The organism is Undibacterium sp. RuRC25W, assembly GCF_049339825.1.
In the GTDB taxonomy this organism is placed as follows: Bacteria; Pseudomonadota; Gammaproteobacteria; order Burkholderiales; family Burkholderiaceae_D; genus Undibacterium.
On sequence record NZ_JBMPPD010000017.1, the window covers coordinates 70897 to 84120 of the forward strand.

Genomic DNA, 13224 nt, shown 5'->3' on the forward strand with positions numbered 1-13224 from the left:
TATTGACTGCGATCCTCAGAGTTGCGCAAATGCTTGTTTTGCAGCAGCAATGGTCGCTTCAATGACAGCGTCGTCATGTTGAATAGAAACAAAGCCAGCTTCAAATGCGGAGGGAGCCAAGTAGACACCGGCATCCAACATCAGATGGAAGAAGCGATTGAACTTTTCTTTGTCCGTTGCCATCATTGCAGCATAGGATGTCGGCACTTCAGCCGCAAAATATATCCCAAACATTCCACCAACGGCATCTGCACAGAACGTAACACCTGCTTCTTTAGCCGCTGCGCTTAAACCGTCGACCAGCTTGCGTGTCTGTGCGGTTAATTTTTCATAGAAGCCATCTTCCTGAACGATTTTTAATGTCGTCATCCCGGCGGCAACTGCAACAGGATTACCCGAAAGAGTGCCGGCCTGATAAACGCCGCCCAGTGGCGCCATGTGACCCATCAGATCAGCCCGTCCGCCAAACGCCGCTACTGGTAAGCCGCCACCGATGACTTTGCCCATGCACACCAGATCAGCCTGAACCTGATACAAGGCTTGTGCGCCGTGCAGTCCAACGCGGAAGCCACACATCACCTCATCAAAAATTAATACGCTGCTATGCGCGGTACAAAGGCGTCGCATGGTTTCTAAAAATGCTGACGTGGCACGAATCAGGTTCATATTTCCTGCTACTGGCTCGACAATCACACACGCAATCTGATCGCCAATAGAAGCAAATACTTCTTCCAGTTGCTCACAGTTGTTATAGTCAAGAACCAGCGTGTGCTTACTGAAATCCTCAGGAACACCTGCTGAAGTAGGATTGCCAAACGTCAGCAAACCGCTACCTGCTTTGACCAACAAAGAATCGGCGTGTCCGTGGTAGCAACCTTCGAACTTGATAATTTTGTCGCGCTTGGTAGCGCCGCGCGCTAGGCGGAGTGCGCTCATGGTCGCTTCTGTTCCGCTCGATACCAGGCGTACTTGTTCAACGCCTGGAACCAGTTTGCAGATTTCTTCTGCCATCAGAACTTCACCTTCGGTCGGCGCACCGAAGCTTAAGCCACGTGCCGCGGCGGTTTGCACTGCGCTAACCACTTCCGGATGCGCATGACCGACAATCGCCGGACCCCAGGAGCCGATATAGTCGATATAACGGCGATCGTCTGCATCCCAGAAATAGGGACCGCTGGCACGACTGATAAAGCGTGGAGTTCCACCCACTGAGCGGAATGCACGGACCGGGGAGTTGACACCGCCCGGAGTCGTTTTTTGCGCGCGGGTAAAGAGTATTTCGTTATTATTAGTCATATGGTGCGATCAGAGTATAGGTGTGAATGACGAGGTGCCAGAGACGAACATTGTCGGGATCGGAATCGGGCAGTTGCACGCATCTCACGTCGATGTAGCTTTGTTGAAATGGTGTTCTGCCGTGCCTGTGCTATGTATCTTCTCTTGCCCAAAAAAAACGATCAGGAATAAGTTTCCCCATTCCTAATTGCTGCGCATGCGCGATCGTTGCCTGAGCAAATTCTTGCGCTTCGAGTACCGCTTCGGGAATTTCCAGTCCATTCGCCATCAATGCTGCAATGGCTGCCGAGAGCGTCGTACCTGCACCGGCAAACGAACCCGGAATCCGTGGCCAGACATCCCTTCTTACGATGCCTGACTCATTGAACAGCGTATTTGCAACTTCTCCGTTCGTGCACGGAGTGCCTGTGACCAGCACATACTCACATCCTGAATCAATCAATGTCATGGCATCTGCGGTCAGATCTTCGCTGTCAATATTTTCCTTCCAAGTTTCTGACAGTCTTGATAATTCGACCGCAGAAATTAATAGCAACGTTGCTTGTGGAATAAGTAATTCGCGAATAGCCAAAGTTAAATCTTCAGCATCACTTATTTGTTCGGTGACAGCGCTGTTAAATGGATCCAAGATTAACGGCATTTCAGGATAATCTGAGACGATCTCGGCAATCGTTGTTACATTGTCTACACTTCCGATCTGACCAATTTTGATGGTTACAATCGGCATGTCCTCGAGTATAGTCCGTGCTTGTTCGTCTACTAGATCGGCGTCTAATGGATGTACGCTATCAACTTGTGCTGTGTCACCGGTAAGGATGGCCGTGACGATCGGTAGTCCATGGCAGCCCATGGCCGCAAATGAGGCGAGATCAGCGAATAGGCCAGTGGCAGTCACAGGGTCTGATGCACCGAAACTTAGAATGAGCGGAGAAATTTGGTTTTGCACGTTGGGTAGATTAATATAGCCAGCTTTAATAGATTTGTATCGTTTCAAATGATGGGATTAGCGTTGTTTTTAAAATCTCATTCATTAGTTCTAATATTTTACTTGATTGAAGGGTTTTAGTCGTGAGTGATAACACTGGTAACCAACAGCAGTTTACAACATGGATGTGTTTAATTTGTGGATGGGTCTATGATGAAGAACAAGGTTTGCCCGATGAAGGAATTCCGCCAGGGACCCGTTGGCACGATGTTCCAATGAACTGGACCTGCCCTGAGTGCGGTGCGCGTAAAGAAGATTTTGAAATGGTTGCGATTTAACCGCGGATTTGCATTTTTTTGTTTTTATTAAATGTTTATTCACGGAAAATAAGCGCCGATACATAATTTTTTGCTACAGTGCTGAATCGAGATAATTCTGCTGAAAAGAGATGATTTTATGTCAATAGTGGCGGGCAGCGAAAACCTGAAAATCATGGTGATTGACGACAGTAGTACGATTCGTCGATCGGCTGAGATATTTCTTGGGCAAGCCGGTTATAAGATCGTATTGGCCGAGGACGGTTTTGATGCCTTGGCAAAAATCAATGATTCTCATCCGGATTTGATTTTTTGCGACATTTTGATGCCGCGGTTGGATGGTTATCAAACTTGTGCGCTGATTAAAAAAAGTGCGAAATTTCGCGATACGCCCGTCATCATGCTCTCATCTAAAGATGGGTTGTTTGACAGAGCGCGCGGCGCGATGGTGGGGTCAGACGAATATCTGACCAAGCCTTTTACAAAAGATAGTCTGCTGAAAACTGTGCGGAATTACACTTCCGATGTGCATAGTAAATAGTTCAGTTTTACGTGAGATAGGAAAAAAATGGCTATTCAGAAAATTTTAGTAGTAGATGACTCCCCAACGGAGCGCTATTTCCTGACTGATGTTTTGGTAAAGAACGGTTTTTCTGTATCAACCGCAGAGAGCGGCGAAGAGGCATTGACCAAGATCAAAGCAGATAAACCGCAATTAATTTTGATGGACGTGGTAATGCCAGGTCAAAATGGTTTCCAGATTACGCGTGCAATCGCGAAAGATCCAGAAACCCAAGACATTCCCGTTATTATTTGTACCAGTAAAAATCAGGAAACAGACAAAATCTGGGGCCTGCGTCAGGGCGCGCGTGATTATCTCGTTAAGCCAATTGATCCGCAAGAATTGTTGGCAAAAATCGCTGCTCTAGGTTAAAGATAATGATCTACCTGCGCTTATTGAGCAGGTAGATGTTTTTGCGTGACTATTTTTAGAAATTCCCGGATAACTTCATGACCCAGAATTTGAGTGACGCTGTGACGGCTAATCAGGACGTTAGCAAACCTGACAGCGGTGTGCGACGCACCCGTTTGCGTGAGTTTCAGGCGCAGTTGGTTGAGCGTATGCAAGCGGCTCAACGAGGCGAGTTTGTTCAGGTAAATCAATTGGGCATTATGGTCGGGCAAGTACGTTATTTGCTTGAACTGCGTGAGTCCGGAGAAATTGTCAGTGCGTCATCGCTGACGACTGTGCCCCTGACTAAAGATTGGTATGTTGGCTTGGCGAACATCCGGGGAAACTTAACAAGCGTCGTTGACTTACCTCGGTATCAAGGCCGTGATATGACGCAACTCGATAGCAGTTGTAGGATTGTCGCGTTTGCCTCAGTTTTAGCATTTAATAGCGGATTACTGGTATCCCAGGTGCTCGGCTTACGTAATATCGCTGAAATGGAAGAAGTCACTTCTCCAGAAGATACGTCGGATATACCTGCCTGGGTACAGAGTCAGTACCGTGATCGTGAAGGGAATGTCTGGTATAAGCTCAGCCTGGCTGCACTCGTACAAGACCAGGGTTTTTTACAAATAGGTTTATAGTCAGATTGCATTTCAAGCAACACTAAAAGCTTGTCACTCGTTTAGGAGACTTAGTAATGGAATTTAAGCTACCGTTCTTGTCCAAAGGGAAAGATGATCCGGAAATAGACGGGGCAGAAGTTGCGGCAAGGTCGTTCGGTCATGTTGATTCCACGCAGGTTGAAGAAGCGAACAACATCAAAACCCTGAGTCCTGAACCGGAAACTACTACGGCGCCGCAGCGGATTGAAGCGGTTGTCGCCCAAGATCAACGCGCAGATGCGACCTTCATTGGTGACGCACTGGAAAAAGGCGGCGATATCCGTTTGCCAATTATTGGTAAAATGTCCCTGCAACAGCAGATGCGTGTCTTGTCGATGACGATGGGCTCAGCATTGTTGGTGGGCGCGTTCTTTGTTTGGCTCAATGCGAGTCAGTCTGCCCTGATTTCGACGCAGGTCCAGATTTCGGGTGACATGTTGATGCACTCACAACGTATCGGTAAAGCTGCACCGAATGCGATTCAGGGTAACGTTGAAGCCTTTAAGCAATTGGAAGATAGTCGTAAAGAGATCAATTCCGATTTGAACATCCTGCTCAAAGGTGGTACCTATCAGGGGCGTAACGTTGATAAAGCCAGCTCCGCCCAGGAAAGTGCGTTGCTCGATACATCAAAAACGTGGCAAAACTCGAACAAAGCGGCTGAAACTATCTTGGCGCGCCGTAAAGAGCTGACAGGCTTCGGTGAAACGCTGCAAAAACTGAATTCTTTATCACCAGTCCTATTGGAATTGACCGAACAAATTTCAACCTTAAAAGTACAAGGCGGTGGTTCAGCACGTGAAATTTCTGCATCGGGTCAGTTAGTTATGTTGACCCAGCGTCTGGGGCGCAGCGCGAATGAATTCTTGACTTCTGAGGGTGTTAATCCTGAAACGGCTTTCTTGTTGGGCAAGGACACAAATACTTTCCGTGATCTCGTTGATGGTTTTCTCAAAGGTAGTGATGTGTTGCGTCTGGCGATGACCAAAGATGCGGATACGCGCGATAAGCTGGAAGAGTTGCAAAAATCCTTCGAAGACTATCGTGCTTCAGTATCAAGTATTTTGGGTAATCTGCAGAATTTTATTGCTGCCAAACAATCCGAACAGTTAGTGTTTACTGAGAACGAAGATTTAAAAACGAAATTTGCAAAACTGCAAAAAACGTACACGTCAGAGCAAGATTCGATCAGTTTGACGTTCTGGCTGTTACTGTTGTCTGGTGCGATCGCGCTGTTGGCCGCGGTAGGTATCGCCTTAGTTCTGCTGCAAGATAGTCGTAACCGAGCAAAAGAAGCGAATGAACGTCGTCAGGAAGCTGCCTCACAGATGTTGCAAGCGCAAAAGCAGGAAGAAGAAGCAAAAGCTGCTAATGACCAGAATCAGGCCGCGATTTTGCGTCTCATGAATGAGTTACAGGAAGTGGCGGATGGTGACTTGACTGTGCAAGCAACGGTTTCTGAAGATATTACCGGCGCGATTGCCGACTCCGTTAACTACACGGTGGAAGAGTTGCGCGGACTGGTTGGTCGCGTTACCAAGACAGCAGAGCAGGTTACTTCAGCGTCGAACGAAGCGCAGGATATTTCTAACAACCTGCTGCAAGCATCGGAACAGCAATCCCGTGAAATCACCGACGCTGGTCAGGTTGTTCTGACGATGGCGGCAGAAATTACAGACGTCTCCCGTTCAGCGAATGAGTCAGCGGAAGTTGCGCGTCAGTCGGTCGCGGCGGCAGAGCAGGGTGCGCATGCGGTGGAAGATGCGATCAAGGGTATGAACGAGATTCGTGAACAGATTCAGGAAACGTCTAAGCGGATTAAGCGACTGGGTGAATCTTCCCAAGAGATTGGTGAGATTACTGAACTGATTTCTGACATTACCGAACAAACCAACGTACTGGCGCTCAATGCTGCGATTCAGGCCGCGTCAGCGGGTGAAGCCGGACGCGGGTTCTCGGTCGTTGCGGAAGAGGTGCAGCGCTTGGCGGAACGTTCAGCTGAAGCGACAAAACAGATTGGTGCGTTGGTACGTACGATTCAGACCGATACCCATGATGCGGTTGCCGCGATGGAAAAATCAACGCAGGGTGTGGTTGAAGGAGCACGTTTGTCGGATGCGGCTGGTACTGCGTTGTCGGAAATTCGTAGCGTTTCTAACCGTCTCGCAGAACTGATTCAAGGTATTTCTCTTGCTACTGAACAGCAAGCGACATCGGCGAATGGCGTTGCTCAAAATATTCAACACATTTTGACTGCCACCGAGCAAACGCAAAACGGTACGCAACAAACGGCAGACTCCATTAGGCAATTGGCTATGTTGGCGGAGGAATTGAAAAACTCCGTTTCACGTTTCCGTGTGGCTGCCTGATTTTCAGTTTTTGGAGCCTGGTATAGCGGTTCCATCCTATGTCGAGACGATGAACCGTGTTTCATCGTCTCTTGAGTTTGCGGAGCACGAATGACATCCGATTTTTCCAATTCGTCACATCTGCCTCAGGATCAGTTTGATACTGGACCACTGTCCTGGGTGATGGCGGAAGTGCGTGAAGCAGTGAACAGTGGTGGCAAGATGCTGAAAGATGCACTTGCTCAGGATGCTGAAGCCAGATCAACCTCCATTTTCCACGCTAAAAGCTATTTGCATCAGGCACACGGTGCATTGCAGATTGTCGATATTGATGGTGTTTCTGTCGTTACAGAAACCATAGAGGAATTACTAGAGCACCTACAATCGGGGCAATTAGAAATGACGACGACCAACGTCGACGTGATTCTTGATGCATTTCATGCCGTGTTGCGTTATCTGGAAGATTTATTATCCGGCGCTGCCCATCAGCCAGTCAGACTTTTTCCCTATTATCGCGCCCTACTAGAATTAAAAGGTGCGGAACGCATCCATCCTGCCGATCTGTTTTTTCCGGCATTGGTGTTGCAAAATAAAGTGCCTGAATTAGCTGCAAAATCGACTAACGCGCCGGCTTCGTATACTGGTCAGCGTCAGAAATTTGAAAAGTTGCTCCTCACCTTGTTGACCAACAAGGATAAAGATCAGCAGCAGGATGCAGCGCAGTCGATGCGGGATGTTGTGCATGAAATTGGTATCACTCAGACAAATGCCCAGTCCAAAGCCTTTTGGGCCGTTATGTGCGCGTTTGCTGAAGCTTTCGCTCATGGCAGTATTGATGATCAACAATATGCGAAGCAGATTTTTGGTCGTATTAATCTACAAATTCGTCGTTTGGTCGAGGGAGTTACCACCATCCCTGAGCGCTTATTGAGAGATGCTTTATTTTTTCTTGCTCAAGCGCAGTCAACGACCCCATTCGTTGAAAGTATTCGTCAAGCATATCAACTTGATAACAAAATTCCCGTCGATTACGATCAGAAAAATTATAGTCAGATTGCTGCTGGGGTTCAAAGTACAGCAAAGGAGCAATTATCTGCAGTCAAAAATCTGTGGGGACGTATTGCCAATGGTGAAAATGGTTTAGCGGAGAAGTTTTCGCAAAAAATGAAAGATTTGGCAGATACCGGTGCGGGACTGAATGCGCCTGCCTTGTCTAAGCTTTTGCGTGAGCTAAGTGGTATCGCGCGTCATGTTGCTCATTCAGATGACAGAGAAAAACTGGGGATTGAACTCGCAACAAGCTTGTTATTTGTAGAAACTTCGCTTGATCAGATTTCTCGCTTGCCTGCACATTTTTCAGAACGCGCAGATGAAATTACTGCGCGTCTATTGTCGATTGTTTCTGGCGAAGAGCCACAATCGCAAAAAGCCTGGATGGGTGAAATCTCACGCGAGGCGCAACAACGTCAGACCATGGGTGTTCTCGTCAACGAGATGCAGAGCAGTTTGCGTCAGGTAGAAAAAAATCTCGATGAGTATTTCCGCGACCCTTCTCAACACGGGTCCTTAGCAGCGGTAGAAGGAGTTTTGCACCAGATCGGCGGTGCATTGGCGATCCTCGATCAGGATGACGCTATGCAGGCCGTCGAGCAGACGCGTAACTTGGTCAACACATTTGCTGATCCTATTGATGAGCATGATCAAGAGGCTAGAGATAAGCGCCAGGCCGCACAACATAAGGTTGCACAAAATATCGGTGCATTAAGTTTCTTCATCGAAACCTTACAGGCGCAGCCTGACTCGGCCAGAAAAAAATTCAGCTTTGATGCAGATGCAGGAATTTTCTGCTCTAATCTCCTTGAAGCGGCGGCCCATAAAGAACTGTTGCCAACGGTTGATGAAGTCCTCAGTCAAGTTGATGTCCACGAGACATCAACTGAGAGCGTACATCATAATGCCGTCGCCACCGCTGAAGAGGAGCTCGTCCAGCAGCAGCAAGAATCAGCACGTTTGGCAGTTTCATTGTCTGAACATCCGGACGATAAGGATATTGAGGCGCAACTTAAAGACTCTTTAGAATCAGAGCGATCTGTTGCCACCTTGCTTGACGATACGACTGCCAGCGAGCGTGCGAAGACAGCGATTGAATTACTGAATAAAACGACGACTGAGCACTCCTCCGAGCGTTCCACCGAGAATCTGCAGCACATCGTTGCCGCAACTGGTTCCGTGAATGGACATCAGTCACCTGTAGTTGACCTTGCATTGCCTCAGAGTGACGAAGCGATTGATGCTGAACTCTTAGAGATATTCCTGAGTGAAGCTGAAGAGGTATTGGCGTTTGTACAGAATATTCTGCCTTTATCTAAACACGATAGCGAAAATCAGGATTACCTGACCAGTCTACGCCGCTCCTTTCACACCTTGAAAGGCAGCAGCCGGATGGTTGGCCTGAATGTGTTTGGCGAAACTGCATGGAATGTGGAGCAGGTGATGAATCTGTGGTTATCTGAATCACGTTCGGGTAATGAACATTTGTATGGATTGCTGGAACACACCGCAACCGAAATGAGCTTGTGGGTTGAAGAGCTCAAGCAGCACGGTCACTCTTCCCGTAATGGTGACGCCATTATTGAGGCGGCACAACGTTTGAAGGCTGGTGATGATTCTCAGCCTATCGCTGCTGAACCTGTATCTGCCGCAAAAAGTGAAGATGTCGTTCACGACATGTCAGCGGAAGAAGACCTATCTCATATCGCTGACACGCTTTCCGACTATGGCACTGAGTCAGAGACGGTCATTGCGCATAATTCAGTGTCCGAACACACAGGCATGCTGCCTACGCTTGATACCAGCATTGATAAACTCGCAGTGACGGCAGTCAGCAAAGAAGAATACACTCCTACTGATATTGGGCTCGATAATCTGCGTTTTGATCTCGACGAATCTCTTGTAACTTCAGTACAGTCAGCGCATATTGATTCCCTAAGCCAGTCTGCTACGTCAGAAACGTCAACTGAGCCTGCTGATGCATCTACATCAGCCGCGGATGCACAGACATTCGTTGACAGTGATCCCGGACTTGCAGCGCTGGATGCTCTGGAAGTCGAAGAGTTTAGTCTTGACTTATCACCAACGCCAAGTATGGATGAGCTGCTGGCCGCAGCATTAGGAACAGCAGCCTCGACCTTGCCAGACATCACAGCATCAGCGTCCCATGTTGCACAGATTGATGTGCCACAGAGTGAACTTGATGCGCATTTGGATAGCGCGCATCATGACCATGCAATCGCAACAGAGCTGACTTTAGATCACGTTGTGGACAGTGTATCGGATCACACTTCCGTTGAACATGGCGCTGATGTCCTTGATGTCGCGGACATCAAGGACATTATTGGCTCCACAGAAGTCACCGAGCCGCATGCTGAAACTCCCCCTGAGGAGTCGCTTCAACAACCCGTCACTAGTGCCAAGATTCTGGAGTTCCCGGATCTGATTAAGCCAGTGCCTACACCAACTGTTGACGATAATATTAAGCGTATCGGTGACCTTGAAATCAGTTTGCCTTTGTATTCTATTTACATGGCGGAAACCGATGAGATCGTACGCTTTTTGTCGCAGGATTTTGCTGAATGGCGTCATGAGTCACACCGTAATGTGACAACCCACGCCATTCATGCCAGCCACACGTTAGCTGGCAGTTCTGCGACGGTCGGTTTAAAACCATTGCAAGAGTTGGCACATAGCCTGGAGTTGGTATTGCAGCGTCTCGAACGTCATCCCGTCGTTCTGAATCCACCTGAGTTCGACGTGCTGGAACATGCGCTCGATACGGCCAAACGTATGCTGCAAAAATTTGCACTGGCTGAAATGGCTGCGTATGCTCCTGACATGGTCCGGCAATTAGAGCATCTGATGCAGGAAGTGATTGTTCGTTCTGATGCCGGCGCTGATGAAGAATTCATTACGTCAACCAATGAAAAGTTGGATCTCAATGATTGGTCCGCTGAGTCTGAAGTCACGTCAGAGATGATGCCTGCAACGCGGCCAGAGCATGACCTCACGGCGCAGTCTCTCGTCACGTCAGCACTGCCGGAAATCTTGGATCAGCGTTTGCAAATCAGGGATGATCTCGATCTTGATTTGTTGCCGGTTTTCTTGGAAGAGGGCCAGGATCTGTTGCCAATGGTTGGACAGTTGTTGCGTAATTGGCAGGAAAATCCAAGCGACACAGCGATTCCACAATCGATTGCCCGTCTGATGCACACGATCAAAGGTAGCGCGCGAATGGCCGGTGCGATGGGCTTAGGACAGCATATTCATGATATGGAAACCCGTATTGAGAGTCTGATGCATGTAGGTAGCCAAGTTCGCCAGCCATTGTTGGAAGATTTACTTGCACGACACGATGTCAGTATGCAGCTCTTTGATCGCTTGCAACATCCTGATGCCTATAGCGCTTTGCCCGTCATGCAAGAATCATTAACGGCAGCGCAAGAACTGGATCAGTTCCAGGAAGATCTGGCAGAAAAAGAGAAAGAAACTCTACTACCGACCAATGAGATGGTCAGCCTCAAACCGTTAATGCCACTGAACACGGCAGGACAAAAAACGGTAGCAACCCCAGCAGCGACACCAGTAACACCAATGATGCCTGGTGCGCCAGTCCCACTGGTGCGTGTGCGTGCGGACGTCTTGGATCGACTGGTCAACCAGGCCGGTGAAGTGTCGATTTCCCGCTCACGGTTAGAGAATGAAGTGAGTACCTTACGTGCGTCATTGGGTGAATTGACGGAAAACGTAACCCGTCTGCGTGATCAGTTGCGTGAAGTAGAAATTCAGGCAGAAACGCAAATCACCTCACGCATGGCGCACTCGGCCGATCGTGAATTTGATCCGCTCGAGTTCGACCGTTTTACGCGGCTGCAGGAACTGACGCGGATGATGGCAGAGAGCGTGAGCGACGTTGCCACTGTGCAGACCAACTTAAACCGCACGATTGATGGCGCTGCAACCAACCTGCATACGCAGGCACGTTTAACACGTGAGTTGCAACAGGATCTGATGCGCGTCCGGATGATTCCGTTTGCCAGTGTGTCTGAACGTCTCTATCGTGTTGCTCGTCAGACTGCCAAAGAAATTGATAAGCGGGTGAATCTGGATATCCGTGGCACGAACGTCGAGATGGATCGTGGTGTTCTGGAAAAAATGGTGGGTCCATTTGAACATCTATTGCGTAACGCGATTGTGCACGGTATTGAATCCCGTGAATCCCGTCGTCAGCAAGGCAAAGATGAAACTGGCGAATTGCTGATCGAAGTGCGTCAGGAAGGTAACGAAGTCGTTATCCGCTTTAACGATGATGGACAAGGTCTGAACCTCGTCAGCATTCGCGAAAAAGCGCAGTCGCTTGGTTTGTTGCTGCAGGATGAAACTGTCAGCGATGCTGAAACAGCAAACATGATCTTTGAACCAGGCTTCTCGACCGCGACTGAAGTGACAGAATTAGCCGGACGTGGTGTTGGTATGGACGTGGTACGTTCAGAAGCAGCAACCTTGGGTGGTCGCGTAGAGGTGAGCAGTACGCCAGGAAAAGGTGCTGAATTTACGATCCACTTGCCCCTCACATTGGCCGTAACACAGGTAGTACTGCTGAGCTCTGGTGGACGTACGTTTGCCGTACCATCGGTCTTGGTCGAGCAGGTGCAGCATCTGAAGGCCAATGCCTTGGCGAATGCGTATAACGATGGTGCTGTCATGTGGCAGGATCAACGGGTCTCTATGCATTATTTATCAGCATTGCTGGGTTATCGTGAAGACGTACCTACCGCACAGCAATACACACCGTTGCTGATCATGAAGAGTGGTTCTGAACGCGTCGCTATTCACGTCGATGATATCGTCGGTAATCGCGAGGTGGTTGTCAAAAACATTGGGCCGCAATTGTCTCGGATGGCAGGTATTGCGGGTGCGACTGTTCTCGGTTCTGGTGATATCGTACTCATTATTAATCCGGTGCCGCTGGCACAACGGGTGGAGCATGAGCATGCGCGTCTGGCACAACAAGGTGTTGATTCAGTGAGTGTTGGCGCAGTAGCCGATTTGCATCCGTCGCAGCAACAAACGTCAGTCAACACTGAAGCTGTTCAGGGGCTGCGCACGCAGCATACTGTGATGGTGGTCGATGATTCACTGACTGTGCGTCGTGTAACGCAACGTCTGCTGAGTCGCGAGGGCTATCAGGTTATTCTGGCTAAAGATGGTATTGACGCGCTGGAGCAATTGCAGTCAGTCACGCCAGACATTATGTTAGTTGACATTGAAATGCCGCGAATGGATGGCTTCGATCTGACGCGTAACGTACGCAGTGATGCACGTACCAGTCATATTCCTATCATTATGATTACCTCACGTACTGCGGATAAACACCGTAACTACGCCAAAGAGTTAGGGGTGAATGAGTACTTCGGTAAACCTTATCGTGAGGATGACTTAATGGCTGCGATTGTCCGCTTCATTAGTACGGATCAGCCGGTAAATGTCTAAGCGGTATTGGCACACCATGTACGCTTGAAGTAAAAAAGCAGGGTATTTTGAACTGCACCCCAAAAGTTGGACACCCGTCCTAACTTTTGGGGTGTTTTCATGAGTAAATACACAAAGCAATTCAAACTGGCCGTTGTTAAACGGTATCAAGAAGGTTCAGCGGGTTATCAAGCCG

General features: G+C 48.6%; 8 protein-coding genes. 6 read left to right on the forward strand and 2 right to left on the reverse strand.

The window, feature by feature from the left end:
* Nucleotides 1-15: 15 nt before the first annotated feature.
* Together hemL and thiD are read right to left on the reverse strand one after the other, a co-directional pair.
* Nucleotides 16-1296: a glutamate-1-semialdehyde 2,1-aminomutase gene (gene hemL / locus ACO0KV_RS09810; protein ID WP_423042279.1), complete on the reverse strand. Its 1281-nt coding sequence runs from the start codon at nucleotides 1294-1296 to the stop codon at nucleotides 16-18.
* 130 nt (nucleotides 1297-1426) lie between these two features.
* A complete protein-coding gene (gene thiD, locus ACO0KV_RS09815) occupies nucleotides 1427-2242 on the reverse strand; it encodes a bifunctional hydroxymethylpyrimidine kinase/phosphomethylpyrimidine kinase (protein ID WP_423042281.1) in 816 nt (271 codons plus the stop codon).
* 164 nt (nucleotides 2243-2406) lie between these two features.
* Here thiD and ACO0KV_RS09820 point away from each other — a divergent pair, with 164 nt between their 5' ends.
* The 6 genes from ACO0KV_RS09820 (at nucleotide 2407) to ACO0KV_RS09845 (ending at nucleotide 13049) form a co-directional block, all read left to right on the forward strand.
* Nucleotides 2407-2559, forward strand: a complete 153-nt coding sequence (locus tag ACO0KV_RS09820) for a rubredoxin (RefSeq protein WP_423042303.1) — start codon at nucleotides 2407-2409, stop codon at nucleotides 2557-2559.
* Between the two features lie 118 nt (nucleotides 2560-2677).
* Entirely contained in the window at nucleotides 2678-3079 is a 402-nt protein-coding gene (locus tag ACO0KV_RS09825; RefSeq protein ID WP_423042283.1) for a response regulator, read from the forward strand.
* Between the two features lie 27 nt (nucleotides 3080-3106).
* The gene (locus ACO0KV_RS09830; protein WP_423042285.1) at nucleotides 3107-3472 is read left to right on the forward strand and encodes a response regulator transcription factor; all 366 of its coding nucleotides are present in this window, start codon (nucleotides 3107-3109) and stop codon (nucleotides 3470-3472) included.
* 77 nt (nucleotides 3473-3549) lie between these two features.
* Nucleotides 3550-4134, forward strand: a complete 585-nt coding sequence (locus ACO0KV_RS09835) for a chemotaxis protein CheW (protein WP_423042287.1) — start codon at nucleotides 3550-3552, stop codon at nucleotides 4132-4134.
* A gap of 56 nt (nucleotides 4135-4190) precedes the next feature.
* Nucleotides 4191-6524: a methyl-accepting chemotaxis protein gene (locus ACO0KV_RS09840; RefSeq protein ID WP_423042289.1), complete on the forward strand. Its 2334-nt coding sequence runs from the start codon at nucleotides 4191-4193 to the stop codon at nucleotides 6522-6524.
* Between the two features lie 90 nt (nucleotides 6525-6614).
* Nucleotides 6615-13049 carry an Hpt domain-containing protein gene (locus ACO0KV_RS09845; RefSeq protein WP_423042291.1) on the forward strand — a complete coding sequence of 2145 codons (6435 nt, stop codon included), beginning with the start codon at nucleotides 6615-6617 and terminating at the stop codon, nucleotides 13047-13049.
* The last annotated feature ends 175 nt before the right edge of the window (nucleotides 13050-13224 follow it).